The sequence below is a fragment of the Actinoplanes sp. NPDC051405 genome, from assembly GCF_055586185.1.
This window is the reverse complement of record NZ_JBVJIR010000038.1, coordinates 12591-39246: the sequence shown is the minus strand read 5'-3', so window position 1 is coordinate 39246 and position 26656 is coordinate 12591. Positions and strand designations below refer to the sequence as shown.

The following is a 26656-nucleotide window of genomic DNA, read 5'->3' as shown; positions in this document are numbered from 1 at the left end:
CGTGGCAAAGGTTCCTCCCCCCCTCCCCCCCCGGGCGGCAGAGGGGGGGACGGTCCCGCGCGTGACCTGCCCTGAGCGTGCGCCGGGGCCGGACGCAGATGCGTCCGGCCCCGGCAACCACAAGCGATCAGCGGCCGTGGGCCGCCCGATAGGCATTGCTGACGCTCTGCGGGATGCGGCCCCGCTCGGAGATCTGGTGGCCGTTCTCGGCCGCCCACTCGCGAATCAGCCTGTTCTCGTCGCGACTGCCCGCCGTGCGGCCCGTGCCACTCGACGGCCGCCCCGTGGCACGGCCGGAACCGCCCCGGCCGATGCGCGTGCCCGCCTCGATGAACGGGTCCAGCGCCTTGCGCAACTTGCCGGCATTGGCCTCGGAAAGGTCGATGGTGTAGCTCGTGCCGTCGAGGCTGAACTCCACCGTCCGATCGGCCGGCTTTCCGTCCAGGTCGTCGATGAGGGTCGTGATTACCTGCCGCGCCATAACGACTCCTGACGTAATCCGAAGAACGCGCCCAGTCTCGCCTGTGACGCACTCCGCGCGCAACTGTTCGCCTGAATTTCACAGAATAACGGAGACCCCGGGCAATTATCGCCCCGGTCGCCTTCACTAATGCGACCGCGCTATTCCGTGGAATCGTGGCGGGCGGCGCGGTTAGCGGTGCCCGGGTGGAAAACCCGGGTGGCTGGGGCCGCGCGGATGCCGTTAGGGTCGTCGCCATGGACGCCGACGACCGTGCCGCCTGGGAAGAGCAGCGCCGGCAGGCAGTCGCGGGGCACGGCGCCGCGCTGGAGGCCGGCCGGGCCGCCGAGGCGGAGCAGGCCGGCAAGCTGCTGGCCGACTTCGTGCGCCGGGCCACCGAACGCGGCCTGCCGCCCGTGGTGCTGCGGGCCCGTGCCTTCGACGGCCACGCGACCTACCGCACCCGCCTGCGCGGCTGGTACCTGAAGGCGAACCGCTCGGTGGCCGTCGGCGAGGACGGCCAGTACTACGTCCTGTCCGTTCCCTCCTCACTGCGCGCCCGCTTCACCGGTGCCGACGTATCCCCCAGCCCGGCCCGGCTGATCGTCGGCGCGGGCGGCGGCGACGGTGAGACCATGCCGCTGGAGCGACTGCTCCAGCGCCGACTCGACGCGGGAGCCGTGTGGCCGTGAGGCTCATCCCCACCCCTGCCCGCGCCCGGCGACGGATCCTGGCGGCCCTGACCGCCACCGCGACCCTCGCCACCGCGGCCCTGACCGGCCCGGCCCACGCGGCGCAACCCCCGGCCCACCCGACGCAGGCCAGCGCGGCGCAGGCCACCGCGATGCAAGCCGGCGCAACCCCGGCCAGTGCGGTGCAAGCCAGTGCGGTGCAAGCCGGCTCGGCAAAGACCGGGCCAGGGCAAGCGCTCGCGGCGGAGGCCCCTGCGGCGCAAGCACCGGCCCAAGCGGGGCAAGCCGGCCCGCGCGAGGCAGTGCAAGCCAGGGCAGCGCCAGCCCAGGCAGCCCGAACCCAGGCAGCGCCCGTGCCGTGCCCGCGTCCCAAGGTCAAGCCGCCCAAGGGCCGCCCGGCCCGCCCCACCCCGCCCAAGGACGACCCCGTCCTCCGCGCGGTGGGCGGCGACGCCCTGGCCACCGACGGCCTGATCATCCCGCGCGGCGCCCCGAGCCCGCCCGCCCTCACCGCGACCAGCTGGCTGGTCGCGGATCTGGACACCGGCGAGGTCCTCGGCGGCTGCGGCCCCCACGTGTACGGCACCCCCGCCAGCGTTCAGAAGCTGCTGCTCGTGGCCACCGTCATCGACAAGCTCGACCCCAAGCAGGTTGCCACCATCACCGACGGGGATCTGGCCATTGAGCCGTACAGCTCCGCTGTCGGGTTGCTCAAGGGTGGGAAGTATCCGGTCAGCACGTTGTGGCTCGGGCTGCTTCTCAATTCCGGCAACGATGCGGCGAACACGCTGGCCCGGCTCGGTGGTGGCCGGGGTGGCCTGCCCGCCACCGTCGCCGCCATGAACGCTAAGGCCAAGCGGCTGGGTGCGTACCAGACGCATGCCGTCACGCCGTCGGGGCTGGACGGGCCCGGGCAGTTCACCAGCGCGTACGACCTGGCCCTGATCGCCCGGCAGTGTTTCGCCAAGCCGGACTTCCGCAAGTACGCGCTCACCGAGCGGGCGCAGATCCCGGCGCAGAAGAAGCTGAAGAAGGGCGGCTTCCAGATCCAGAACGAGAACAAGCTGATCTACAACTACCCGGGGGCGCTCGGCGGCAAGACCGGCTTCACCAAGCTCGCCCGGCACAGCTATGTCGGCGGCGCCGAGCGGAACGGCCGTCGCCTCGTCGCCACCGTGCTGGGTGCGGAGGCGGCTCCGCTGCGCGGCTGGCAGCAGGGCGCCGCGCTGCTGGACTGGGGCTTTTCGCTGCCCAAGGACGCGTCGGTGGGCAAGCTGGTCGAGCCGGACAGCCCGGATGCCCACGGTACGGCCACCGACGCGAGCGCCGCTCCTGCCCCGGCGGCGAAGGACGAGCGGCCCGCCGCCACGGCAGTGCGCGCCGCCACGAACAGGGGCTTGTCGCTCGGGCTGGCCGCCGCGATCGCCGTGGTGCTGGCCGGCGCCCCGCTGCTCCTGCTGCTCACCCAGCGTCGCCGTCGGCGGCTACGGCGTCGCACCGCGGTGCCCCGCTAGCCGGAACTCAGGTGGCGAGCAGGCCGAAGACCCAGATCACCGCGATGCCCAGCGCCGCCGCGAACTCCACCAGCAGGGACAGGCCGACCGCGCCCAGGGCCTGCCGGGTCGACGGCCACGCCTGGCCCGGGCCCAGCCGGAGGCGCTCGGCCGCCCACAGGCCGCCGATGAAGCCGAGCACCAGGCCGACCACCGGCACCACGAAGAAGCCGACGATCCCGAGCACTCCGGCGATCAGCAGCGATGACGTTGGTACGCCGGTGCTCTTGAGCCGCTTGCCGGGCCACAGGTACTTCACCACCGTGCCGCCCACCGCCACCACCGTGGCCAGGGCGAACACCACCCAGCGGCCGCCGTCCGCGTCGCCCAGGATCGCCCAGAGCAGCACCGCCGCCCAGCACAGCAGCAGGCCGGGCAGGACCGGGATCACCACGCCCAGCACGCCGGCCAGCATGGCCACGCCGGCGATCAGGTTGACGGTCGTGCCGGAGTCGGTGAGGTCCATGCCGACCAGCGTGCCGTAGTCACGCCACAACCCTCAAGCCGTGCCACCCCCGGCCGATGGACACTCAGCGCCGCCGAACCCCCGCGACGGTGCATCGAGAACCACGGAGGCCGCAATGACCCGCAGCGTGCTGGCGGTCGGTACGCACCCCGGTGACATCGAGTTCGGTTGTGCCGGGACGCTCGCCGCCCACCGCGCCGCCGGCGACTCGGTCACCATGCTCGTGCTCACCTGCGACGGGCCCGAGACCGTACGCAGCCGGCAGGCCGAGGCCGCCGCCCGTGAGCTGGACTGCCTGCTGGTCTGGGGCCCGCAGGCGGCCGAGCGCCGTTCCGGGGACCGCCGGGGGCACACCCGCGGCAGCAACGACCGCCGGTCGCGCCACCAGCGGCCCGGCGAGACGTGGCCCGGGCTGATCTCGTCCGCCGCGATGACGGTGGCCGCCATCGAGAACGTGCTGACCGGCGTCGACGCCGACGTGGTCTACGTGCACGCCCCCGCGGACGCCAACGCCGAGCACCGCGCCGCCGCCGTGGCCACGCTGTCCGCCGCCCGGCACAGCAGCCGGATCCTGCACTACGCCGGCGAGTCGACCCTGCAGTTCGCCCCCGCGCTGTTCGTCGACATCTCGCCGTTCTTGGACCGCAAGCTGGCCGCGCTGGCCGAAGCCCCGGTGCCGGTGGATCCGGAGCTGCCGACCGGCACCGCCCGGCACTTCGGCGCACAGGCCCGCGTGCGGTACGCGGAAGCCTTCAACCCCGCCCGGTTCGTCTGGGATCTCGCGACCGTACGAGTGCCCGCCCGGGCCGCCTGAGAGCCGGATCCGAAGCAACCGGTCGGCAACTGAGCGCGACCGGAACATGTACCCGTCGTCACCCAAAGTTTCTCCTTGTCAGCCGGTGCCCACCGCCGCGGGCCACCGACAACACACGGGGGATTCACATGACCAGCACCATGACGACCGCTGCCGACCTCGCCGCCGACACCGCGACCGCCGTGCCGGCCCTGTCCGCCCGCGAGCAGGAGGAGCTGATCCGCACCAACATGCCGCTCGTCGGCCACCTGGTGCGCGACATGCTCAGCCGCATCCCGAACCACATCCACCGTGACGATCTCACCAGCGCCGGCCTGCACGCCCTGGTGACCGCCGCCCGCGGCTGGGACCCGACCCGCGGCATCCCGTTCAACCGCTTCGCCACCACCCGCATCCGCGGCGCGATCCTCGACGAGCTGCGCTCGCTGGACTGGGCGACCCGCTCGGTGCGGACCAAGGCGCGGGCGACCGACACCACGCGGCAGAGCCTGACCACCACGCTGGGCCGTACGCCGACGAACGAGGAGCTGGCGCAGGCGCTCGGCACCACCACCACGGACCTGCACCAGACGGACAACGACGTGCAGCGCGCCACCGTGCTGTCGCTGCAGGGCTTCACCACCAGCAGCCCCGACGACCTGGTCACCGAGCGCACCCCTGGCCCGGAGGACATGCTGATCCGCCGCGAGCAGATCGGCTACCTGCACCACGCGATCGCGTCGCTGCCGGAGCGCCTGCAGACCGTCGTCACCGAGTACTTCCTCAAGGAGCGGCCGATGGCCGACATCGCCGCCGACCTGGGGGTCACCGAGAGCCGGATCAGCCAGCTGCGCGCCGAGGCGCTGTCGCTGCTCAAGGACGGCCTCAACACCCACCTCGACCCGGAGCTGGCGCCGGCCCCGGAGAACCCGGACAGCATCATCGCCCGCCGCCGGGCCGGCTACTACGCCACCATCGCCGGCAACACCAGCCTGCACTCGCGTCTCGCGCTGACCAACGCCCACGGCTTCACGCCGCTGGCGCACGGCGCGGCCGCCTGATCCACGACGACGAGCGGGGCCGGTGCGTACGCGCACCGGCCCCGCTCTCCGTTGTCAGCTCAGCGCGTCGAGCACCTTGGGCAGCTCGGCCGTGTGCAGCACACCGAGCCGGCGGGTCGCCCGCGTCACCGCCACGTAGAGGTCGCTGAGGCCGCGCGGGCTCTCCGCGATGATCTCGTCCGGCTGGACCACGATCACGCTGTCGAACTCCAGCCCCTTGGCCTGCCGGACGGTCATGAGCACGATGTGGTTGAGCAGGTCGGGCTGCTCCCCCACGGCTGCCTCGGGGATGGCGGCGGTGAGCTCACGGCCCAACGACTCCTCCAGCCCCGCCGGCACCAGGACACCCACGCGCCCTTCCGCGGCGGCTGCGGCTTCCCGGCGTACCGCTGTGATCAGCTCGGTCGCGAGTTCGGCGGGCCGCACCCGGGCCGCCCACGGCTCCTCGCCGGCGGTCCGCACCGAGCGCGGCGGCTGCAGCGACGGGTCGACCGCGGCGAGCACGTCCGCGGCCACCGTCATCACCTCGGCCGGGGTGCGGTAGTTGACGGTCAGCTCGGCCAGCCGCCAGCGCTGGGCCACGTACGGCTCGAAGACCTGCTCCCAGGTCGTCGTCCCGGCCAGCTCGCCGGTCTGCGCGACGTCCCCGACCACGGTCATCGACCGGCTCGGGCAGCGGCGCATCAGCAGCCGCCAGGCCATCGGCGACAGCTCCTGCGCCTCGTCGACGATCACGTGCCCGAAGACCCAGGTGCGGTCGGCGGCCGCCCGCTCGGCAGCGGTACGCGTGTCGATCACCTCGTGCCGCTCGACGAAGGCGCTGGCGTCGACGACGTCGGTGGCGGACAGGATCTCCTCCTCCTGGTCCTCGAAGTCCAGCGACCGCGAGCCCTCGACGATCTCCAGCACGCCCTCCGCGTACTCGATCGCCTGCTCGCGCTCGCGGGCCACCGCCCGGGCCCGCAGGGTGTCGTCCACCCCGAGCAGCTCGGCCAGCTCGTCCAGCAGCGGCACGTCGGCCGGCGCCCAGCCGGCCCGGCGCTCGCGCAGCAGCAGCGCCCGTTCCTCGTCGCTGAGCTCCGGCGCGGCCGAGGCCAGCCGGTCCGCATCGCTGAGCAGGTCGCGCAGCACCTGCCGCGGGGTCAGGATCGGCCACAGCTCGAAGAGCGCGGCCTGCACGTCCTCGTCCTCGCGCAGCTCGCGCCGGGTCTCGGCCAGGTCGGCCTCCTCCAGCAGGTTGTCGCCGCCGAGCGGGTCGGCGCCGATCCGCTCGGCGATCTGCAGCGACAGGGTGTGGATGACCGCGGTCACGAAGATCGACCGGGCCAGGTTGTGCGGGCGCCCGGAACGCCGGGCCTCGGCGCGCGCGTCCTCGCAGACGGCCCGCTCGATGCGCAGCGGGAAGCCGTCGTGGTCGACCTCCACGTAGTCGTCGGGCACGGTCTGCCGGTCGGCGACCGCGGCGGCGAGCACCTCGAGCATGTCGACCCGGCCCTTGAGCGCGGCGGCGGCCGGCGCCTCGGTGGCCCGGGCGGTCACGCCGGGGAACATGTCGCCGAGGGTGGCGAGCAGCACGCCGGTCTCGGCGAGCGAGGGCAGCACCTGCGAGATGTAGCGCAGGAAGGTCGCGTTGGGACCGAGGATCAGCACGCCCTGCTTGGTCAGCTGGGCACGGTGGGTGTAGAGCAGGTACGCCGCGCGGTGCAGGGCCACGGCGGTCTTGCCGGTGCCGGGACCACCCTGGACCACCAGGACGCCGGGCAACCCGGCGCGGATCACCTCGTCCTGTTCGGACTGGATGGTCTCGACGATGTCGCGCATCCGGCCGGTGCGGTTGGCGGTCAGCGCGGACAGCAGCGCGGCCTCGCCGGTAACGTCCTCGCGGCCGTCCGTGGCGCCGGCCTCGATGTCGAGCACCTCGTCGTCGATGCCGGTCAGCTCGCGGCCCCGGGTGCGCAGGTGCCGGCGGCGGGTCACCCCCTCGGGGGACACCGCGGTGGCGAGATAGAACGGGCGCGCCGCGGGCGCCCGCCAGTCGATCAGCAACGGATCCTGATCACGGTCCTCGGCGAACAGTCCGATCCGGCCGATGTAGCGGGGATTGTCGGCGGCGAAATCCAGCCGGCCGAAGCACAGGCCGTTCTCGACGGAATTCATCTGGGCGAGCTGCTCGGCCCAATGGCTGCGGGTCGCCTCGCGCTGCGAGCGGCCCTGCGGGGTGCCGCCGGCCTCGAGCAGAATCGCGCGCAGCCGCTCGTCGGCCTGCTCACGCAGCAGGTCGAGGCGATCGTAGAGCACGGCCAGGTAGGCCTTTTCGGACTCGATGTCGTCGTTCCGCAGTGTTTCCGTGCCGCCGGCGGAGCTTGACAAAGCTACTCCCTGTTGTGGTAGCATTCCGAGGTCAGCCACCTTTTTGGGTGGCTTTTTTCGTTTCGTGGAAACGCTCAGAATAGCCGATGCATCGGCGTTCTGGGGAGAGCGTGACCGGGGTTACGGGCGCATCGGCAAGTGTAAGGAATCCGTCACCGCGGGGCCTTGCCCGTTACGCCGGACGGTCCATCGACATTAAGCGGTGCATGAACCACAGCCACCCGTTCCGACGCCTCGGCGCGCTGGCGCTCATCGCCGTCGCCGCCGTCTCCCTCACCACCGCCTGCTCCGACGACAAGGAAGCCGCTCCGGCCGGTAACGCCGCCGCCGCGGCCGCCGGCGGGCCCCAGCCCAAGACGATCGAGGGCGCCAAGGCCGCCGCGCAGACCGTGTTCGACCGTTTCAGCGGCGGTGACTTCGCCGGCGCCTGGGACATGTACACCGATGCCGGCAAGAAGGCCATCACCAAGGCCGACTACGTCAAGCTCAACACCGCGTGCTCGCGCAAGGGCCTGGCCATCACGCTCAGCAGCGCCCGGATGGAGGGCGCCGACCGGGCGGTCGTGATCGCCAAGCAGCTGGTCGCGGCCCAGTCCTACACGATGGTCTACGAGAAGGACTCGTGGAAGCTCGAGCCCGCCAAGGAGGGCCTGGCCCTCTACGCCAAGGGCGCCGACAAGGCGATCGCCGCCCAGAAGAAGGCCGGCACCTGCGCCAACGCGTGACCCCCGCCTGAGGCCGGCTCCGCGCGGAGCCGGCCTCAGGCCGCTACCGGCAGACCGTCGGGGCTGGTCAGGGCGAGCCGGTCGCGCAGCCCGCCGCGGGTCGCGATCTGGTCGTAGTACGCCGCCCGGCGCCGCGCCACGCAACCGTCCTTGACCGGGCTCTGGGCCGCCAGCGCCGGGTCCAGGTGCGTGTTGAGACCGTCCTTGAGCAGTGCCAGCGCCTCGGCCCGCAGCTGCGATACCCGAGACTCGGTGACCCCCAGCTCCTCCGCGATCCGCGCCATCGGGCGCTCCTCGAAGAAGTAACCGGTGATCACCGCGCGCAGCCGGTCCGGCAGCACGTCGATGGCGTGCCGCAGGTAACCCAGCCGCTCGCGCCGGATCAACAGCTCCTCCGGGCCCGCGCTGGGCTCGGTCACCATGTCGTCGGCCCCCACGGTGGCGAAGCCCTGCAGGCTGAACACCACGGCGCGGGCCACGTCGTCGTCCGCGGACTCGATGTCCTCCACCGTGCAGCCCAGGTGCGCGGCGACCTCGGCCGCCGTCGGGGTCCGGCCCAGCTCGGCGGTCAGCTCCTGGCGGGCGGTGTCCGTACGCCGGGCCCGCTGCCGCACCGACCGGCTGGCCCAGTCCAGCCCGCGCAGCTCGTCCAGCAGGGCACCGCGCACCCGGGCCGCCGCGAACCGGGCGAACGGGACACCACGCTCCTCGTCGAAGCCGCGGGCGGCCGCCACCAGGGCCGCGTACCCGGCTGAGAGCAGGTCGTCGCGGTTCACGTGGGCGGGCACCCGGGCCAGCATCTCGCGGACCAGATGACCGACGAGCGGCATGTGCGCCCGTACGACGTCCTCGCGACGGCGGTCGAAGACAACAGCACCGCTCATGGGGGGTCTCTCCTCGGATACCAGCCGGCGGGGGGAGTCCGGCACTGAGGAGAAACGGTGCGGGTCGCGGGGTGCAGGGAGGGTCACAGTCGGGTGCGGCGGGGTTGCGGTGCACCGGCGCGTACACTTGATCTCGCGGCCCGCCCAGTTCTGCCTCGGGCCGCCTTTGGATCGACCACCACGCGCCGCGACCGTGAGGTCTGCGCCGGGCAGGACGACCCCTTCAGACTTACGGAGTTCACACCTACATGTCCTCGTTCACCGACCTCGGCGTGCCCACGAAGCTCGCCGCGGCCCTCGCCGACCTCGGCATCACCACCCCCTTCCCGATCCAGGCCGCCACGCTGCCGGACTCGCTCGCCGGCCGCGACGTGCTCGGCCGTGGCCGCACCGGCTCCGGTAAGACGTACGCGTTCGTCCTGCCCGTGCTCGCCCGGCTGGCCGAGAGCAAGTCGCCGCGGCGGCCGACGCGGCCCCGCGCGCTGATCCTGGCGCCGACCCGCGAGCTCGCCACCCAGATCGAGGCGACCATCGCCCCGCTGGCCGCGATGCTCGGCCTGCGCACCCTCACCGTCTTCGGCGGCGTCGGCGCGAACCCGCAGATCAAGGGCCTGAAGGCCGGCGTCGACATCCTGGTCGCCTGCCCGGGCCGGCTGGCCGACCACATCCAGCAGGGCTACGCCAGCCTGGACGCGGTCGAGATCACCGTGCTCGACGAGGCCGACCACATGGCCGACCTGGGCTTCCTGCCGGTGGTCCGGCGCCTGATGGACGGCACGCCGAGCAACGGCCAGCGGATGCTCTTCTCCGCGACGCTGGACGGCGGCGTGGACGTGCTGGTCAAGCGGTTCATGCACAAGCCGGTCACGCACCACGTCGACTCAGCGGCCGAGGCCCCGATCGAGATGACCCACCACGTGCTGCACGTCCGCCACGACGACCGGTTCCCGGTGCTGGTCGACCTGACCGCCGCCCCCGGCCGCACGGTGGTGTTCACCCGCACCAAGCGCCGCGCCAAGACGCTGACCCGCCAGCTCGTGCAGGCCGGCGTGCCCGCGGTCGAGCTGCACGGCAACCTCGCCCAGAACGCCCGCAACCGCAACATGGCGGCGTTCTCCGACGGCAGCGCGCAGACGCTGGTGGCCACGGACATCGCGGCCCGCGGCATCCACGTCGACGACATCGCGATCGTGATCCACGCGGACCCGCCGGTCGAGCACAAGGCTTACCTGCACCGCTCCGGGCGTACGGCCCGGGCCGGCGCGCAGGGCACGGTCATCACGCTGATGACCGACGACCAGCAGAGTGAGGTCCGCGACCTCACCCGCAAGGCCGGCATCAGGCCGACCACCAGCAAGGCCCGTCCCGGCGACGCGCTGCTCGCGCAGCTCGCCCCGGGTGAGCGCACCTACAGCGCGCCGGTGTCCCCGGTGCCCGAGCCGATCGAGGAGCAGGGCGGCGGCCAGGCCCGGCGCGGCCGGTCGGGCGGCGGCCGGGGCGCGGCCACGGGCGGCACCCGGGCAGCGGGCGGCGGTCGTGGTACGGGCGGCGGCGGTCGCAGCGGTGGCGGCGCGCGTGGCGCGGGCGGCGACCAGCCGGCCGGCTCCGGCGCTCGCGGTCAGGGCGGCCACACCCAGGGAGCTCGCTCCTCCGGTGGCCGTTCGCAGGCGCCCCGCACCCAGGGCGCCGCTCGCGGCGGCCGGCGCGGTGGCACGGGCTCCACGGCCGTGCACACCAGCCAGTCGTCCAGCGGTGGCGCGGCGGCCTTCTCGGCTCGCAGCCGGGCAGCGCGCTAACTAGACGCGAGCAAAGGGCGCTGAGGATTTCCTCAGCGCCCTTTCCGCTGTCACCGGCCGGCCAGGGCCGGGTCGCGCCAGGCGGTCAGCACGCAGAACTCGTTGCCTTCCGGGTCCGCCAGCACCATGTACGGCTCGTCGCCCTGCTGCCCCACGTCCGCGTGCCGGGCGCCCAGGCCGATCAGGCGTTCCACCTCGGCCTGCGGGTCGGTGGCGGTCAGGTCCGGGTGGGCGCGGTTCTTCCCCGACTTCGGGCCGGCCGACGCCTGCAGCCACATGTGCTGGGCGCCGGGCGGAGCGTCGTCCGGCGGGACCAGCGAGGCGTTGCCGTCGTCGCCCTTCTCCACGCGGTAGCCCAGGGCCGCCGACCAGAAGGCCGTCATCACGTCGATGTCCTGCACATCCAGGGTCAACTGTGCGATTCGCAGCATGTCGTGCTGCATACCCCGCTCAGCCGGATGTAACGCGGCACTCCACGGTCACCCGGACGTGCCGGCCGATCAGGGCCCGGCCCGCGCCGACTCCGGCGGCCACCCGGTCGACCGTCGCCGTGGCCCGTACGTGGTAACCGTCCGCGACCGGCTGGACATCCACGATGGACAGCGCCAGCGGGGCCGAGCCGCCGCGGATGCTCAGCACCCCGGCGAGCTGCCAGCCGTCGGCCGTACGGCTCAGCCCGGTGCTGCGGAAGCCGATCGCCGGATGGGTGTCGACGGCCAGGAAGCGCTTGCCGCGTACGTCCTTGTCGCGGCGCGGGTCGTCGGTGGTGAAGCTGGCCGCGTCCAGGTCGGCCGAGACGGTGGACTGCTCGGGTCTCGCCCCCACCATCACGGTGCCGGACCGTACGGCGAAGGTCGCGTCCACGGGTTTGAGGCCGAAGGTGTGGGTCGCCGTCAGCTTGACGCTGGAGCGGGCGGCGTCGATCACGTACGTGCCGGGCCGGATGTCGCCTTCGAGGCGCTGGTGCTGTGTCATACGACCAGCCTCGCGACCGCGGCGCCCGCAGACCTCAGTACTGCCGCTGAGATCCGGTACGTAGCCAGGACGCGACCTGCGTGCGGTTGCTCAGCCCCAGCTTGGCCAGCACGTTGCGGACGTGCGTCTCCACGGTGCGCTCGGAGAGCACCAGCCGGTCGGCGATCGCGCGGTTGGCCAGCCCGTCGGCCACCAGCGCGGCGATCTCGCTCTCCCGCGCCGTCAGTGCGCCCGCTCCCCCGCGTACCCCCGTGGTCTCCTCGACCAGGACCTGCGCGCCCGCCGCGACCCGGGTCATGCCCAGCCGCCGGCCGGCCGCGGCGGCCGCGGCCGCGAGGTCGTGCGCGCGACGGCGGTCCCCCGGCGCGGCCCGGGCGATCAGCGCCCGCGCCTGGGCCAACTGGGCCTGCGCCAGGAACGGCGGCGAACCGGCTTCCATGGTGATCGCGGCGTCGAGGTGCCCGACCGCGGTGTCGTGCTCGCCCAGCAGGGACGCGATCGCGCCGAGCGCGCGGGCGGCGGCCCCGTGGCAGTTCGTGGTGCTGTTGAGATAGACGCCGGCGTGGCGCGCGGTGCGGTCGTAGCAGGTCCGGGCCGTGTCGAGGCCGCCGAGCCCGGCCGCCAGCTCGCCGCCGAGGACCAGGACGTAGACGCGCAGGCTGCCCGCTGGCACGTCGTCCAGCTTCGGCCGCAGGTGCTGCCAGCACAGCCGGGCCATGTCGCCGTCCCCCGCGTCCAGGGCCGTGCGGCCGAGCTGGGCGGCCGCGATCGGCAGGGACAGAGCCGTCGACATCTTCCCGGCCGCGGCGACGTATTCCGCGGCCTGTCCGGTCTGCAGGGACAGGCCCGCCAGGAAGGCGTAGTAGAGCCCGGCCGCGGTCGGGTCCTGCATCCGGTGGCCGACCTCCCGGGCCTCGGCGGCGAGCTGTTCCGCCTCGGTGAGCCGGCCGGCCAGCAGGGCCCGCGCCGCCCGGGCGCGCAGCAGGTGCCAGCGGGCGAGCGGCCAGCCCAGCCGCTGCGCCAGCGTGTCGAGCCGCAGCGTCTCCGCGTCGGCGGCGGCGTTGTCGCCGGCCATCAGGTACGCGTCGATGCGCCAGGTGCGCCCCCACAGTTCGGCGTCGGGGCGGCCCAGGGCGCAACTGCGCTCGGCCAGGGCCACCACCTCGTCCGGCTGCTCGAACGGGTCGGTCACCTGGTGCCGGGCGTGCACCGCCGCGGCCATGTCGTCCGGGCTGCCGGTCAGCTCGGCCAGCGCCATCGCCTCGGCGCTGATCTCCCGCGCCCGTCGCACGTCCCCGGAGTCCGCCAGCAGGTACGCGTACTGGGCGAGCACCCGCGGGTGCCGGCCGGCGACGCCGAGCGCGCGTTCGCAGAGCAACAGCAGGGCCGGCCCCAGCTCACCGGCGACGCCGCGGACCACCAACGCCGCCTCGACGGCCAGGTCGGCCCGGTCGTCGCGTTCGGCATTGTCCAGCACGGCCGCGCAGTCGGTGAGGGCCAGATCGAGCCGGCCCTCGGCGTACGCGGCCGTCGCGCGGGCGAGCCGGTCGGCGGGGTCGTCGGCCAGCTCGACGGCGTGGCCCTGCCAGCGGATCGTCTCGGCGTAGTCGAGGGCGCGGGTGGCCGCCGTGGCAGCAGCGCGGCAGGCGTCGACCGCGCTCTGCCGGGAGTGGGCGTCCACGGCCGCGCGGACCCGGTGCCGGGCGATGTCGGCGGGCGCCGCATCGGCTGTGGCCAGCGCATCGGCGAGCCGCTGATGCCAGCCGATCCGCTCGCCGCGGGACAGCTCGTCGTAGCGGGCCTGCCGGACCAGGTCGTGCGCGAAGGCCAGCAGCGCGGGCCGCCACGGGTCCTCGGTCAGCACCCCGGCGTCCAGGGCCTCGGCGAGCAGGCCGTCGACCGCGTCCGGGTCGCTCGCCGCCGTACGGAGCACCGCCACGTCGATCTCGGCACCCAGCGCGGCCGCCCCGCCCAGCAGCTCCCGGCAGTCCGCGCTGAGCTGGGCCGTACGCCGGCCGACGAGCCGCCGCAGCTCGGCCGGCACCTCGAGCCGACCGGCCGGGCGGCGCAGCCGGTCCTCCCGCGACAGTTGCCGGGTCAGCTCCCGGACGTAGAGGGGGTTGCCGCCGCTGAGCCGGTGCACCACGGCGGGCCAGGAGCCGTGCACGCCGGGCCCGGCCTCCTGGGTCAGATAGGCGCCCACGGCCGGCGCTTCCCACGGCTCCAGGCGCAGCACCTCGACGGCGGGCAGATCGTCGAGCGGCACCGGCGGGCGGACCGTGCCGACCACCAGCAGCCGCGAGCCGGGCAACTCCCGGCAGAGCATGCGCAGCAAGGCGATCGACGCGGCGTCGGCCCAGTGCAGGTCCTCCAGCACGAGCACCAGATGACCGGCCTCCCGCAGCGCGCGCACCGTGCGCTGGGCCACCCGGAAACGCACGGCGGCCTGGGACTCGCCCTCGGCGGCGGTCGCGGTCAGCAGCTGCGGCGACAGCCCGGGCACGTCCTCCAGCAACCGCAGCCACGGCCAGTACGCCGGCGCGCCCTCGTCGGGCACCGCGCGCGCGACCCGAACCGTGGCACCGGCCGCCACCGCGCGGGCCACTGCCTCCTCGACCAGGGTGGTCTTGCCGATGCCGGCCTCACCGACGATCAGCGCAGCACCACCCTCGCCGGCTGCCGCGGCGGCGCGTAACCGGTCCAGGGCGACGACCTCGGGCACCCGGCCCACCAGAACCACGGGCCCAGCGTAACTACGGCGTGACCGCGATCTCCGCGCCGAGCCGGTAGCCGTCGCACAGTTCCAGGTCGTCGCCGCTCCAGAAGCGGCCCGGGTCGTACCAGCTCGGCTGCTTGCCGTGCGGTAGCAGGCCCATGTCCTCGTAGGTCACCGCGACCACTTCGGCGCAGTACGCCGTCTCGAGGTCGGCCTCCTCGGCCCCGGGCTCCTGCCACGGCAGGCGGATGCGGGGCACCCGGCCGCGGGCCCAGCGCCAGGCGAGCTGGGCGCTGGACGGGAACGGCGTGCCGTCGAGGCGGGCGACCGTCTTGAGAGCGCGGTCCTCCATCTCGGTGGTCACCGGCTGCTCCAGCTGCCGCAGCCAGCCGCGCTGGCCGTACCGCCGGGCCCAGACGGTGACCGCGTCGCGCAGGTCGTGCAGCTGCACGCCGCGCTGGAAGGTGCCCGACCACATGTCGGGCAGCGACCTGCCCAGCTCGGCGTGCCACATCAGCGGCGGCATGTCCTCGATCACCAGCGACATGCCGACGTGGTTCACCGGGCTGTTGGTCATCGCCTGGATGGCCCGGTCCGGCCCGGAGCGGCCCCGGAACAGCCAGATGTCACCAGTACGCGTCAGATCTATGGCCTCGTCGAGGCTGATGTCGGCGACCACGTGTCTATCCTCAGCAGATGCGTTGGTGGAAGGTAGCGGGACTGGCCGGGCTTGCGGGAATCACAGCCACGGGGGTGGTGCTGGCACGCTCCGAGCGGCGGCGCCGGGCGTACACGCCGGACGAGATCCGGGAACGGCTGCACGCGCGGGTCGCCGAGGGCACGGCCGACCGGACGCCGGAGCAGGCCGACAGCGATCGGGACTGACCCTCAGACAATGTCGGTGTCCCGCAGCAGGGACCACAGGCCGGCGCCGTCCGGGGCGGCGAACCACGTCTTGCCGCCCGAGCCGACCGCCTCGGGTGTGCCCGACGGCCCGGGGACCGCGCCGGCCAGCACGGCCTGGGTCGGCGAGAGCCGGCGGATGGCCACGGCCGCGACGTTGTCCGGGTGCTCGTGCGCGAACTCGGAGTAGATCTCCTGGTCGTGCTGGCCGTCGTCGCCGATCAGCAGCCACTTGATGTCCGGGAACTCGGCGGACAGCCGGCGCAGGGTGTTGCGCTTGTGCTCCTGGCCGCTGCGGAACCAGCGGTCCGGGGTCGGACCCCAGTCGGTGAGCAGCAACGGGCCGGCCGGATACATGTGCCGGGACAGGAAGCGGGCGAGCGTCGGCCCCACGTTCCAGGCGCCGGTCGACAGGTAGAACACCGGCGCACCCGGGTGGGCCGTGACGAGCCGTTCGTAGAGCACCGCCATGCCCGGGACCGCGGCGCGAGCGTGCTCATCAAGAACGAACGTGTTCCACGCCGCGAGCAGCGGGCGCGGCAGGGCGGTGACCATCACCGTGTCGTCGATGTCGGAGACGACCCCGAACTTGATGCCCGGGTCCACGACCCGGATCGGTGCCTCGACCGGCTCGGCGCCCTCGGTGCTGAGCCGGACGCTGCCCCAGCCCGGCTCCAGATCGCCCTTGACCCGGGCGTCGACGTAGCCGCTGCGGTCGGTGCGGGTCTCGTGGACCTGGTCGCCGATCTGGATCCGCACCGGCGCGTTGTTGACCGGTGAGGTGGTGAAGCTGCGCCAGCCGCGCACCTTGTCCAGCTGCCGGACAGAGCGGGTGCGCCGGGTCAGCACGACCCGCGCCATCACCCGCGCCCAGCCCGGCGCGCCGTAACCGGTGTACGCGGTGATCACCGGCTCCCAGCCGCGTTGCCGCAGCCGGCGCTCGATGATCTCGTGCACGGCATCCTCGATGCGCGCCGCACGATGCAGCCGTACGGCGGGCGGGCGACCCGCCGGGGTCAACGACACTTCGGCCTCCTGCCGTCCGTCATCAGCGACCCTGACGGTACCTGGCCTGCCTGAGTCCTGCCTCGCAAGTCCGCGCGCGGGCCGTCCGACGGGTGACCACATTCCACTCTGGACGATCGCCGGCGGCTCAGTGCACTGCCAGCCGGGCCTTGGCCGGGCGCGCCGGCGTCCACTGCTGCTCGTAGTGCACGCCGCTGCCGGCCGGGACCCGGACCGGGCGGGCCTCGGCGCGCAGGCCGCGCAGCGTGGCGGCGGCCCGTTCGGACTCCTGCCAGGCCAGCCGCTCCTGCTCGGCCGCAGCCTGATAGGCCGCGAACCGGTGCTCACGCACGGCGGCCCGCAGCGCGGCCTCCTGGGCGACCGGGTGCCGCCGCGGGTTCCAGCTGCCGCGGTGCGCCAGCACCTCGTTGAGCTGCGCGATCGACAGCTCCCGATGCCGGCAGGCCGCGGTGGCCATCCGGTGCAGGTTACGCTCGCGGTCGGCGAGCTCGGTGCGGGTGCGGCGCTGCTTGAAGATCGGGAAGGCGGCCGCGGCGGCGACCCGGCGCGCGTCCCGGTCGGCCGCGTCGAAGGCCGCCCAGGCCGCGTCGACCTGCTCCTGGGCGCGTTCCCAGTCGGCGCGGCGGCGACGGGACACCTCGGCGGCGCGCTCGGCCGCCGCGGCGCGCTCGGCCGCGTGCGGATCAGGGGGCAGCGCGGCCGGACGGGCCGGCCGTCGGGGCACAGCGAAGAGGGCCGTCGCGGCGGCGACGGCGATGAGCAGGACCATCCAGATGGTTGCGGCGGTTTCCACGATGAACATCCGCTTCTCTAGGGGTTTGTCACTGATCTCGGGCCGCTGACGGTCGCGGCGCTGCCGGCTTCCGGCGTTTCCCGTACGCGCACAGGAGTCGCTCATCAAAGCCGAGGGGCCGGCGCCGTCAGGGGACGGGACGCCGGGCGGGGTGCGGGGTGGTGGGCCCGGCTCAGGCGCGCGGTGGGCCGCGCTGGCCGTGGGTCCGCGGGGTGGCTCCGGCGGCAGCCGCGCGGGCCTCGACGCAGATCCCGCGGCCACCGTGCCGCGGCTCGACCGGCAGACCGGCCACGCCCTGCACCGAGCCGGCGTCGACCTGCCCGGGAGCCGGAGCGTCGCTCTGCCCGGTCTCCGCGGCCTCGGCCGTCTCAGCAGCCTCGGCGCTCCGGACGATCTCAGCGGCCAGGGCGGTCTCAGCGGCCAGGGCGACCTGGGCGGTCCCGGTCACGCCGCTCGCCGTCTCCGGCGCGCTCAGGGCCAGGCCGGCCCGGCTGCTACCCAGGCGCGGCGCGGGGACCTCGATCACCGGCACGGCGGGGCCCGCCGGGGTGTCGACCGTCGTGATGATCGTGACCGGGGACTCGGCGGGCGCCTCCGCCGGGCTCAGCACCGACGGGAGCGCGAAGGCCAGCGCGATCAGCGCCAGGCCGGCCAGGAACTGCAGCAGGCGCCGACCGTCCCAGTAACGGGGCAGCAGGCGCGCGACAGTGGCCACCCTGACAACTTACCGTTCTCGGCCCCTGCGTGCACAGATAGTCGTGACTGCGTCCTTCGTCCCACTCCGGCGGGTGAGGGACCATGGACGGGTGACGCAGATCGAACAGCTCGCCGAGTGGGTCGGCGACGGCGGCGTGGTCGTGCTCAGCGGGGCCGGCCTGTCCACCGATTCCGGCATCCCGGACTACCGCGGACCCTCCGGCGCGGCCCGCCGCACCACCCCCATGACGTACCAGGCGTTCACCCGGGATCCGGTCGCCCGGCGGCGTTACTGGGCGCGCAGCCACCTGGGCTGGCGCACCATCGGCGACGCCCGGCCCAACATCGGGCACCGGGCCGTGGCGCGGCTGCAGGAGCTGGGCCGGCTCGACGGGATCATCACCCAGAACGTGGACGGGCTGCACCAGGCGGGCGGCGCGCACGGCGTGGTCGAGCTGCACGGCAACCTGTCCCGGATCACCTGCCTCGACTGCGGTGAGCTGTCCGACCGGCTGGCCCACTCGGACCGTCTCGACGCGGCGAATCCGGGCTTCGCGGCGGCCGTCAGCGCGGTCAACCCGGACGGCGACGTGGAGATCGACGACGCCGAGCTGGACGGCTTCACGGTGGTCGACTGCGAGTCCTGCGGCGGGATGCTCAAGCCCGACGTCGTGTACTTCGGCGAGACCGTGCCGGCCGAGCGGGTCAGCCGCAGCTTCGAGCTCGTCGCGGGCGCGCGGACCTTGCTGGTGCTCGGATCCTCGCTGACGGTGATGTCCGGGCGGCGGTTCGTGCTGCGCGCCGCCAAGGACGGCATCCGGGTGGCCATCGTCAACCAGGGCGTCACCCGCGGCGAGCCGTACGCGAACCTGATCGTGGACGCCGCGCTCGGTACGGTGCTGCCCGACGTGGTCCGCCGGGTGGAGGGTGTCGCCGTACCCGGATGATCTGGGTACGCGGGCTCATCCGGCGGCCTGTGGCAGCGCCCTAGGTTCGGTGCCATGCCCGTCACCAAGCTCCGCGCCCTGTCCGGCCTGCTCGCCCTCGCCGCCGTCACCGTCTTCACCTGGTGGGCCTGGCTGGGCCGGGACACCACCCAGACGCTGGATCCCGAGACCGGGAACTACTCGGGCCCGTACACCACCGCCCAGGTCGCCGGCGTCGTGCTGACGCTCGCCGCCCTGCTGATCGCCGCCGTGCTGCTGCGGGTGCCGGCTGTGCCGGCGGCCACCGTGATGACCGTCGCGTTCACCGCGGCGTGGACCGCGCAGGCCGCCGGCGAGGACGAGACGGGGCTCTACCTGGTGGGGACCCTCCTCGTGCTGGCCGGCATGACCGCCGGCACCACGGTGGTCGCTCTGATCACCGCGCGCCTGCGCCGGCCGGCGACCTGATCCCGTCCGGTCGCCTGTCCGTTTCGCCCCGTACAGAGCACCTTGCGAAGCACGTAAACGAGTAAGGCGCAACCTAGTTACCGTCTCGAAACCTAAATAAAGCTACCGACGCGTTGACGTGACCCGGCTCACCGGAGTTAACTGCCCGGAACCGCTCCCGAAACCGGTTCCGAAACTGCGGTGCAACCAGCTGGACACAAGTCGGAGGACACGTGCCAATCACCATCGCCGATGTGGCAGCCCGGGCCAAGGTCAGCAAGACCACGGTCTCCCGGGTGCTCAACGGCAAGGGTGAGCTGGACGAGTCGACCGCCGCCCGGGTCCGCAAGGTCATCGAAGAACTGGGCTATGTGCCCAGCTCACGGGCCGTCGGCCTGGCCCGCGGCCGGACCCGGGTGGTCGGCATGCTGGTCCCCTCGCTCACCTGGCCGTGGATCGGCGAGGTGCTGCAGGGCGCCGTGGACGTGCTCGAGACCGAGCGCTACGGCCTGCTGCTGTTCACCTGCAACCGCGGTGAGGAGTCGATGCGCCAGTTCGGCGCCCAGGTCTCCGCCAAGAGCTTCGACGGGCTGCTGGTGATCGAGCCCGAGGGCACCCTCGACTACATCGCCATGCTGCACGCCCGCGGCCTGCCGGTGGTGCTGATCGACGACCGTGACGTGCAGCCCGGCCAGATCCCCAGCGTGGGCACCACCAACCACACCGGCGCCGGCGCCGCCGCCCGGCACCTGCTCGAGATCGGCCGGCGCAAGCCGCTGGTCGTCGCGGGTCCCGAGCGCTTCGGCTGCACGGTGCAGCGGCTCGACGGCTTCGCGAGCGTCTTCGCCGAGGCCGGCCACCCGGTCACCCCGGACCGCGTGCTCCAGGGTGATTTCACGATCGCGCGCGGCTTCGAGCTCGTGCAGGCGGCGCTGGAGTCCGGTGTGGAGTTCGACGCGATCTTCGCCCACAACGACCTCTCCGCCACCGGCGCGATGCAGGCCGTGCTCGACAGCGGCCGGCGCATCCCGCAGGACGTCGCGGTGGTCGGCTTCGACGACATCCCCATGGCGGCCCACACCCAGCCGCCGCTGACCACCGTGCACCAACCGCTGCGCGAGATGGGCGAGGCGGCGGCACGCACGCTGCTCGCCCACTTCGAGGGCTCGCCCCTGCCCAACCGCCCGACCGTCATCCCCGCCACGTTCACCGTCAGGGGCTCCACCGGCGTGAGCCCGGAGCCCGACTCCGCATAAACCGCACTCCCCCGTCACACCCCCATAGATCCGCAAAACGGCCGGCGTTCCGACGTCCGGCGCACTCGCCCTGCCTCGGGGCACCCCCTCTCACCCGATTCGCACCACCTGAGGAGAAATCAGAGATGCAGCGCAGGAAATTGTTCGCGGTCGCCCTCGCGGGCGTGCTGGCCTCGGGCGGCCTCGCCGCCTGTGGCGATTCCCCCAACGAGGGCAACAAGAAGGCCGGCAGCGGGGCCACGTTCCTGACCGTCGGCATGCCCAACGGCCCGCAGACCGAGAACCACAACCCGTTCCTCACCACGTCGGCGGGCGCCTCGCTCGGCTATCGCTGGATGATCTACGAGCCGCTGCTGATGTGGAACCCGGTGAAGCCGGCCGAGCCGTCCCGCCCGTGGCTGGCCACCGGCGCCGAGTGGACGCCGGACTTCAAGAAGGCGACCATCACGGTCCGCGACAACGCCAAGTGGTCCGACGGCAAGCCGGTCACCGGTGACGACGTCGCCTACACGTTCAACCTGATCAAGAAGAACGAGGCGCTGAACCTGGCCGCCACCCCGTACGGCGACATCAGCGCCAGCGGGAACACCGTGACGGTGACGTTCACCAGCTCGATGTTCGTCTACAAGGACAAGTGGCTGGGCCAGACCCCGATCGTGCCCAAGCACATCTGGGAAGGCATCAAGGACCCCACCACCGACCCGAACAAGACGCCGGTCGGCTCGGGCCCGTACACGCTGAAGTCCTTCACGCCGCAGACCACCACGCTGACCGTGCGCGCCGACGGTTACTGGCAGGACCTGCCGCAGGTCAAGGAGCTGCGCTACACGTCGTACACCGACAACAACGCGCAGACCACCGCGCTGTCCGACGGTTCGAACGAGTGGAGCTTCGTCTTCATCCCGAACTACAAGACGGTCTTCATCGACAAGGACCCGGCGCACTACAAGGTGTGGGCCCCGCCGGTGCTCGGCATCCACGGCCTCTACATCAACACCACCAAGGCGCCGTTCGACAACGTGGCCCTGCGCAAGGCGATGAGCATGGTCGTCAACCGCGAGGACATCTTCAACCAGGCCGAGGCCGGCTACTTCCACCCGCTGGTCACCAGCGTGACCGGTCTGCCGTCGCCGGCCGGTGACGCCTACGTCGCGCCGGAGTACAAGGGCAAGACCCAGGCCGTCGACGTCGAGGGCGCCAAGAAGGTCCTCACCGAGGCGGGCTTCAAGCTCGAGGGCACCACGCTGAAGGACCCGAGCGGCAAGCCGGTGAAGATCACCCTGACCGACCCGAGCGGCTGGTCCGACTACCAGACCTCGCTCGAGATCGTCAAGGACAACTTCGCGCAGATCGGCATCGCCGCCACCGTCGACAAGGCCAACCAGGACGCCTGGTTCCGCAACGTGGAGGAGGGCAAGTTCGACGCCACCTTCCGCTGGACCAACGGTGGCTCGACGCCGTACGACATCTACCAGACCATCATGGACGGCAAGCTGCTGAAGAAGATCGGCGTCGCCTCCCCGGGTGGCAACTTCGGCCGCTTCAACAGCCCCGAGGCGACCGCGGCGCTGGCCGCGTACGCCAACGCCGCTGACGACGCCGCCCGCACCACCGCGCTCAACACGATCCAGAAGATCTTCGTGGAGCAGGTGCCGATGATCCCCGTCGGCGCGGACAACATCGGCATGGCCTACAGCACCAAGAACTGGGTCGGCTGGCCCGACGACACCAACCCCTACAGCGCCGGCCAGCCCACGCAGGCCAACGCCCTGGACGTCGTCCTGCACCTCAAGCCCGCCAACTCCTGACCCGCAACGCCGTGCCCCGGACGGGCTCGACCCCGTCCGGGGCACGGCACCGCGGCAGTTCACCCCTGCGAAGGAACTCGGCATGACGTTGAGCCCAGAGGCTGAGGCGCCGGCCAACGAGGTGGTGCTTGAGGCGATCGGCCTGACCAAGCACTTCCCCGTCCGCCGGAAGCTGCGCGACCTTTTCAACCGCACGCACGACGCCGTCCACGCGGTTGATGACGTACATCTCACGCTGCGACGCGGCCGCGTGACCGCCCTGGTCGGCGAGTCCGGCTCCGGCAAGTCCACCGTGGCCCGCCTGCTCGCGCAGCTCTACCCCCGGACCGCCGGGGACATCCAGCTGCACGGCGAGAGCACGAGGGTGAAGGGCGGACGGCAGTTCCGCCAGTACGCCGCCCGGGTCCAGATGATCTTCCAGGACCCGTTCGCGTCGCTGAACCCGGTGCACACCATCCGGTACCACCTCACCCGGTCGCTGAAGATCCACCACAACGCCGGCAACTCCGCCGAGGAGCTCGAGGCGGCGCTGAACAGCCTGCTCACCCGGGTCAGCCTGACGCCGCCGGAGCGCTACCTGGACAAGTTCCCGCACGAGCTCTCGGGTGGCCAGCGCCAGCGCGTGGCCATCGCCCGGGCGCTGGGCGCGGACCCGGAGGCGCTGCTGGCCGACGAGCCGGTGTCCATGTTGGACGTCTCGATCCGGCTCGGCGTGCTCAACCTCTTGCGCGACCTCAAGGAACGGCTCAACCTGGCCATCCTCTACATCACCCACGACATCGCCTCGGCCCGCTACTTCGCCGACGACACGATGGTGATGTACGCCGGCCGGATGGTCGAGGGCGGCGACAGCGAGTCGGTGACCCAGTCGCCGGCGCACCCGTACACCCGGCTGCTGATCGACTCCGCACCCGACCCGGACCGGATCGCCAACATGCTCGGTGACGCCGCGGACCGCGGCAACGGCGAGCCGCCCAGCCTGATCAAGCCGCCCAGCGGCTGCCGCTTCCACCCGCGCTGCCCGATGGCGATGCCGCGCTGCCTCACCGACCTGCCGGTCCGCCTGGAGATCGGCGACAAGCCCGGTCACTGGGCCGCCTGCTGGCTCTACGACGAGGCCACCGTCGCCGCCCAGCCGCCCGGCTCGGCCGCGACCGGCCACTCCCCCGAGGCCGTGACGGTCGCGGCGGACGCGCACCCGGAGGAGGTCCGATGAAGTTCCTGATCCAGCGGATCCTGTTCTACCTCTTCACGGCCTGGGCCGCGATCACCATCAACTTCTTCATCCCCCGGCTCATCCCCGGTGACCCGGTCAAGTCGCTGCTGGCCCGCTTCCAGGGCCAGATGAGCACCGACGCGATCGACTCGCTCTACGTGCTGTTCGGCCTCGACAAGAACGCCAGCATCTGGAGCCAGTACGTCGACTACTGGAAGCAGCTGTTCCAGGGCGACCTGGGCCTGTCGTTCACCGCGTTCCCGTCGCCGGTCTCCGAGGTCATCAGCGACGCCCTGCCGTGGACCGTGGCGCTGGTCGGCATCACGACCATCATCAGCTTCTTCATCGGCACCAGCCTCGGCGTGCTGGCCGGCTGGCGGCGCGGCTCGTGGATCGACGGCCTGCTGCCGGCCACCACGTTTCTGTCCTCGGTGCCGTACTTCTGGCTGGGCCTGCTGGCCATCTACCTGCTCGCCGGGCCGGACAGCTTCTTCCCGTCCTCGGGTGGCTACGGCACCGACGTGGTGCCGTACCCGGACTGGCCGTTCATCTCCAGTGCCCTGCAGCACAGCCTGCTGCCGGCACTGACCATCCTCATCTCCTCGGTGAGCGGCTGGATCCTGAGCATGCGCAACATGATGGTCACCGTCGCGGCGGAGGACTACATCACGGTCGCGCACGCCAAGGGCCTGTCGGACCGCCGGGTGGCGCTGAGCTACGCGGCCCGCAACGCCCTGCTGCCCAACATCTCCGGCTTCGCGCTGTCGCTGGGCTTCATCGTCGGCGGCACCCTGCTGGTGGAGATCGTCTTCTCCTATCCGGGGCTGGGCTTCCTGCTGTTCCGGGCGGTCGGGGCCAAGGACTACCCGCTGATGCAGGGCATCTTCCTGGTCATCACCATCTCGGTGCTGGTGGCCAACCTGATCGCGGACATCGCCTACCTGATGCTCGACCCGCGTACCCGCAAGGAGGGCTGACAGGTGACCATCCCCACCTCCAGCATCGACCAGGTCATTCCCGGCCAGGGCGCGATGGCGCAGCCCGAGGCGGCCAAGCCGGGCAAGGCGGCCAAGCGCCGCAAGTTCCGGTTCATCTCCAACAAGAAGGCCATGACCGGGATCGTCGTCCTGGGCATCTACCTGCTGTTCGCGATCATCGGGCCGTGGGTCGCGCCCTACGACCCGGACGCCCGCGGCAAGCAGTTCGTCGCGCCGCCGTCGGCCGACCACTGGTTCGGCACCACCCACCTGGGCCAGGACGTGTTCAGCCAGATCCTGGTCGGCACCCGGGCCGTCATGCTGGTCGGCCTGGCCGCCGGCGTCATCGCCACCATCCTGGCCGTGCTGATCGGCGTCACCGCCGGCTACCTGGGCGGCGGCTGGGACGACAGCCTGTCGGCGCTGTCCAACGTGTTCCTGGTCATCCCGGCCCTGCCGCTGATCATCATCGTCACCGCGGCGGTGCCCAGCGGCGGTGACACCCTGGTCGCCCTGATCATCGGTCTCACCTCGTGGGCCTGGGGCGCACGGATCCTGAGAGCCCAGACACTGTCGCTGCGCAGACGCGACTACGTCGAGGCGTCCCGGGCCACCGGCGAATCCACCTGGCGCATCATCATCTTCGAGATCCTGCCCAACCTGACCGCGATCATCGCGTCCGGCTTCGTCGGCACGGTCATCTTCGCGGTCACCTCGGAGATCACCCTGGCCTTCATCGGCATCGGCTCGGCCACCTCGTGGAACTGGGGCACGATCCTGTTCTGGGCGCAGAGCCAGCAGGCCCTGGCCCAGGGTGCGTGGTGGTGGTTCGTCCCGGCCGGTCTGGCGATCGCGTTCCTGGGCACCGCCCTCTCGCTGATCAACTTCGGCATCGACGAGTTCGTCAGCCCGCGGCTGCGCAGCGCCGGCAAGACGAAGATCAAGACCACGTCGGGGCGCACCGTACGGATGCGGGTCGGCTTCACGCCGGTACTGGACAACTCGGCGGCGCCGCACACCCACGCCAGCCCGATCCCAGTCATCGGCGGCAAGCCGACCCCGGTCACCCGCAGCAAGGAGGCCACTCAATGAGCGAACCCGTTCTCGAGATCAAGAACCTCAACGTGGACTACGGCCTGGGCGACCAGGCGGTGCACGCCGTCCGCGACGTCAACCTCACCCTGCACCGCGGCGAGGTCCTCGGGCTGGCCGGCGAGTCCGGCAGCGGCAAGTCCACCCTGGCGTACGGGCTCACCCGGCTGCTCGCCCCGCCCGGCGTGGTCAGCGGCGGCGAGGTCATCTACCACCCCGAGAAGGGCGAGCCGTACGACGTCCTGGGCCTGACCGACAAGCAGCTGCAGGCGTTCCGCTGGGCCGAGACGGCGATCGTGTTCCAGGGCGCGATGAACTCGCTCAACCCGGTGCACAAGATCTCCACCCAGCTGACCGACGTGCTGGCCGCGCACGAGCCGCAGATGTCGGCGCACAGCCGCAACGCCCGGGCCCGGGAGATGCTCAAGCTGGTCGGCATCTCGGCGGACCGGATGGACGCCTACCCGCACCAGCTCTCCGGCGGCATGCGGCAGCGCGTGATGATCGGCATGGCGCTGATCCTGCAGCCGCAGGTGGTCATCATGGACGAGCCGACCACGGCGCTCGACGTGGTCATGCAACGGCAGATCCTGGGTCAGCTCATCGAACTGCGTGAGCGACTCGGCTTCTCGGTCATCTTCATCACCCACGACCTGTCGCTGCTGGTGGAGTTCTCGAACCGGATCGCCATCATGTACGGCGGCCGGATCGTCGAGGAGGCGCAGGCGACCTCGCTGTACCGGGACTCGCTGCACCCGTACAGCAAGGGTCTGTTGTCCTCGTTCCCGGCGCTGCGCGGCCCGCGCCGCGAGCTGGCCGGGATCCCCGGCTCACCGCCCGACCTCAAGGGCATGCCGACCGGTTGCTCGTTCCACCCGCGCTGCCCGAAGGCCTTCGACCCCTGCCCGGACAACATCCCGGTGCTCGGTAACCCGGACACCCCCGACGGGGCCAACCGCACCGTCGCCTGCTGGCTGCACCCGGTCAAGCAGCCAGTCGGATAAAGAGCGCACGCCGACGGCCCC

General features: G+C 72.4%; 26 protein-coding genes. 15 read left to right on the top strand and 11 right to left on the bottom strand.

Annotated features, from left to right (window positions below; translation table 11 throughout):
* Nucleotides 1-127: 127 nt before the first annotated feature.
* Nucleotides 128-481: a histone-like nucleoid-structuring protein Lsr2 gene (locus ACZ6S4_RS44075; RefSeq protein ID WP_465480607.1), complete on the bottom strand. Its 354-nt coding sequence runs from the start codon at nucleotides 479-481 to the stop codon at nucleotides 128-130.
* A gap of 236 nt (nucleotides 482-717) precedes the next feature.
* Between ACZ6S4_RS44075 and ACZ6S4_RS44070 the strand changes: the two genes are divergently transcribed.
* Together ACZ6S4_RS44070 and ACZ6S4_RS44065 are read left to right on the top strand one after the other, a co-directional pair.
* On the top strand, nucleotides 718-1152 hold the full coding sequence (locus ACZ6S4_RS44070) for a hypothetical protein (RefSeq protein ID WP_465480606.1): 435 nt from the start codon (nucleotides 718-720) through the stop codon (nucleotides 1150-1152).
* Nucleotides 1153-1304: 152 nt separating this feature from the next.
* A complete protein-coding gene (locus ACZ6S4_RS44065) occupies nucleotides 1305-2666 on the top strand; it encodes a D-alanyl-D-alanine carboxypeptidase family protein (RefSeq protein WP_465480609.1) in 1362 nt (453 codons plus the stop codon).
* Between the two features lie 7 nt (nucleotides 2667-2673).
* On the opposite strand, the gene ACZ6S4_RS44060 is transcribed toward ACZ6S4_RS44065, so the two are convergent.
* A complete protein-coding gene (locus ACZ6S4_RS44060) occupies nucleotides 2674-3171 on the bottom strand; it encodes a DUF456 domain-containing protein (RefSeq protein ID WP_465480605.1) in 498 nt (165 codons plus the stop codon).
* 115 nt (nucleotides 3172-3286) lie between these two features.
* On the opposite strand from ACZ6S4_RS44060, the gene ACZ6S4_RS44055 reads away from it, so the two are divergent.
* Both ACZ6S4_RS44055 and ACZ6S4_RS44050 read left to right on the top strand, forming a co-directional pair.
* A complete protein-coding gene (locus tag ACZ6S4_RS44055; RefSeq protein ID WP_465480604.1) occupies nucleotides 3287-3985 on the top strand; it encodes a PIG-L deacetylase family protein in 699 nt (232 codons plus the stop codon).
* A 128-nt stretch (nucleotides 3986-4113) separates the two neighbouring features.
* Nucleotides 4114-5025 carry a sigma-70 family RNA polymerase sigma factor gene (locus tag ACZ6S4_RS44050; protein ID WP_465480603.1) on the top strand — a complete coding sequence of 304 codons (912 nt, stop codon included), beginning with the start codon at nucleotides 4114-4116 and terminating at the stop codon, nucleotides 5023-5025.
* A gap of 54 nt (nucleotides 5026-5079) precedes the next feature.
* On the opposite strand, the gene ACZ6S4_RS44045 is transcribed toward ACZ6S4_RS44050, so the two are convergent.
* Entirely contained in the window at nucleotides 5080-7419 is a 2340-nt protein-coding gene (locus ACZ6S4_RS44045; protein WP_465480602.1) for a HelD family protein, read from the bottom strand.
* A gap of 182 nt (nucleotides 7420-7601) precedes the next feature.
* Here ACZ6S4_RS44045 and ACZ6S4_RS44040 point away from each other — a divergent pair, with 182 nt between their 5' ends.
* Nucleotides 7602-8120: a hypothetical protein gene (locus ACZ6S4_RS44040; RefSeq protein ID WP_433720304.1), complete on the top strand. Its 519-nt coding sequence runs from the start codon at nucleotides 7602-7604 to the stop codon at nucleotides 8118-8120.
* Nucleotides 8121-8155: 35 nt separating this feature from the next.
* Here ACZ6S4_RS44040 and ACZ6S4_RS44035 read toward each other — a convergent pair whose 3' ends face one another.
* Entirely contained in the window at nucleotides 8156-9004 is an 849-nt protein-coding gene (locus ACZ6S4_RS44035) for a sigma-70 family RNA polymerase sigma factor (protein WP_465480601.1), read from the bottom strand.
* 248 nt (nucleotides 9005-9252) lie between these two features.
* On the opposite strand from ACZ6S4_RS44035, the gene ACZ6S4_RS44030 reads away from it, so the two are divergent.
* Nucleotides 9253-10800: a DEAD/DEAH box helicase gene (locus tag ACZ6S4_RS44030; protein ID WP_465480600.1), complete on the top strand. Its 1548-nt coding sequence runs from the start codon at nucleotides 9253-9255 to the stop codon at nucleotides 10798-10800.
* 50 nt (nucleotides 10801-10850) lie between these two features.
* Here ACZ6S4_RS44030 and ACZ6S4_RS44025 read toward each other — a convergent pair whose 3' ends face one another.
* The 4 genes from ACZ6S4_RS44025 to ACZ6S4_RS44010 are packed head-to-tail and all read right to left on the bottom strand — an operon-like array spanning nucleotide 10851 to nucleotide 15170.
* Nucleotides 10851-11231, bottom strand: a complete 381-nt coding sequence (locus ACZ6S4_RS44025; RefSeq protein ID WP_465480599.1) for a VOC family protein — start codon at nucleotides 11229-11231, stop codon at nucleotides 10851-10853.
* A gap of 19 nt (nucleotides 11232-11250) precedes the next feature.
* Complete coding sequence (locus ACZ6S4_RS44020; RefSeq protein WP_465480598.1) at nucleotides 11251-11775, bottom strand: YceI family protein; 525 nt, start codon at nucleotides 11773-11775, stop codon at nucleotides 11251-11253.
* A gap of 34 nt (nucleotides 11776-11809) precedes the next feature.
* Nucleotides 11810-14515, bottom strand: a complete 2706-nt coding sequence (locus tag ACZ6S4_RS44015; RefSeq protein WP_465480597.1) for an AAA family ATPase — start codon at nucleotides 14513-14515, stop codon at nucleotides 11810-11812.
* Between the two features lie 13 nt (nucleotides 14516-14528).
* Nucleotides 14529-15170 (bottom strand): hypothetical protein, encoded by a 642-nt coding sequence (locus tag ACZ6S4_RS44010; RefSeq protein ID WP_465480596.1) that lies wholly within the window; start codon nucleotides 15168-15170, stop codon nucleotides 14529-14531.
* Between the two features lie 17 nt (nucleotides 15171-15187).
* Between ACZ6S4_RS44010 and ACZ6S4_RS44005 the strand changes: the two genes are divergently transcribed.
* Nucleotides 15188-15376, top strand: coding sequence for a hypothetical protein (locus tag ACZ6S4_RS44005; protein ID WP_465480595.1), 189 nt, complete (start codon nucleotides 15188-15190; stop codon nucleotides 15374-15376).
* Nucleotides 15377-15379: 3 nt separating this feature from the next.
* Here ACZ6S4_RS44005 and ACZ6S4_RS44000 read toward each other — a convergent pair whose 3' ends face one another.
* The 3 genes from ACZ6S4_RS44000 to ACZ6S4_RS43990 all read right to left on the bottom strand — a co-directional run bounded on the left by ACZ6S4_RS44000 (nucleotide 15380) and on the right by ACZ6S4_RS43990 (nucleotide 17928).
* Nucleotides 15380-16522 carry an App1 family protein gene (locus ACZ6S4_RS44000; RefSeq protein ID WP_465480594.1) on the bottom strand — a complete coding sequence of 381 codons (1143 nt, stop codon included), beginning with the start codon at nucleotides 16520-16522 and terminating at the stop codon, nucleotides 15380-15382.
* 25 nt (nucleotides 16523-16547) lie between these two features.
* The gene (locus ACZ6S4_RS43995) at nucleotides 16548-17222 is read right to left on the bottom strand and encodes a hypothetical protein (RefSeq protein ID WP_465480593.1); all 675 of its coding nucleotides are present in this window, start codon (nucleotides 17220-17222) and stop codon (nucleotides 16548-16550) included.
* A 163-nt stretch (nucleotides 17223-17385) separates the two neighbouring features.
* A complete protein-coding gene (locus ACZ6S4_RS43990) occupies nucleotides 17386-17928 on the bottom strand; it encodes a hypothetical protein (RefSeq protein WP_465480592.1) in 543 nt (180 codons plus the stop codon).
* Between the two features lie 91 nt (nucleotides 17929-18019).
* On the opposite strand from ACZ6S4_RS43990, the gene ACZ6S4_RS43985 reads away from it, so the two are divergent.
* From ACZ6S4_RS43985 to ACZ6S4_RS43950, 8 genes are all read left to right on the top strand, one after another.
* The gene (locus ACZ6S4_RS43985) at nucleotides 18020-18856 is read left to right on the top strand and encodes an NAD-dependent protein deacetylase (RefSeq protein ID WP_465480591.1); all 837 of its coding nucleotides are present in this window, start codon (nucleotides 18020-18022) and stop codon (nucleotides 18854-18856) included.
* A 54-nt stretch (nucleotides 18857-18910) separates the two neighbouring features.
* A complete protein-coding gene (locus ACZ6S4_RS43980; RefSeq protein ID WP_465480590.1) occupies nucleotides 18911-19303 on the top strand; it encodes a hypothetical protein in 393 nt (130 codons plus the stop codon).
* A 212-nt stretch (nucleotides 19304-19515) separates the two neighbouring features.
* Nucleotides 19516-20538, top strand: a complete 1023-nt coding sequence (locus tag ACZ6S4_RS43975; protein ID WP_465480589.1) for a LacI family DNA-binding transcriptional regulator — start codon at nucleotides 19516-19518, stop codon at nucleotides 20536-20538.
* A 125-nt stretch (nucleotides 20539-20663) separates the two neighbouring features.
* On the top strand, nucleotides 20664-22346 hold the full coding sequence (locus ACZ6S4_RS43970) for an ABC transporter substrate-binding protein (RefSeq protein ID WP_465480588.1): 1683 nt from the start codon (nucleotides 20664-20666) through the stop codon (nucleotides 22344-22346).
* A gap of 82 nt (nucleotides 22347-22428) precedes the next feature.
* A complete protein-coding gene (locus tag ACZ6S4_RS43965; protein ID WP_465480587.1) occupies nucleotides 22429-23562 on the top strand; it encodes an ABC transporter ATP-binding protein in 1134 nt (377 codons plus the stop codon).
* On the top strand, nucleotides 23559-24539 hold the full coding sequence (locus tag ACZ6S4_RS43960; RefSeq protein ID WP_465480586.1) for an ABC transporter permease: 981 nt from the start codon (nucleotides 23559-23561) through the stop codon (nucleotides 24537-24539). Before ACZ6S4_RS43965 ends, ACZ6S4_RS43960 begins: the two co-directional genes overlap by 4 nt.
* 3 nt (nucleotides 24540-24542) lie before the next feature.
* Nucleotides 24543-25631, top strand: coding sequence for an ABC transporter permease (locus tag ACZ6S4_RS43955; RefSeq protein WP_465480585.1), 1089 nt, complete (start codon nucleotides 24543-24545; stop codon nucleotides 25629-25631).
* Nucleotides 25628-26635, top strand: coding sequence for an ABC transporter ATP-binding protein (locus tag ACZ6S4_RS43950; protein ID WP_465480584.1), 1008 nt, complete (start codon nucleotides 25628-25630; stop codon nucleotides 26633-26635). Before ACZ6S4_RS43955 ends, ACZ6S4_RS43950 begins: the two co-directional genes overlap by 4 nt.
* Nucleotides 26636-26656: the final 21 nt, after the last annotated feature.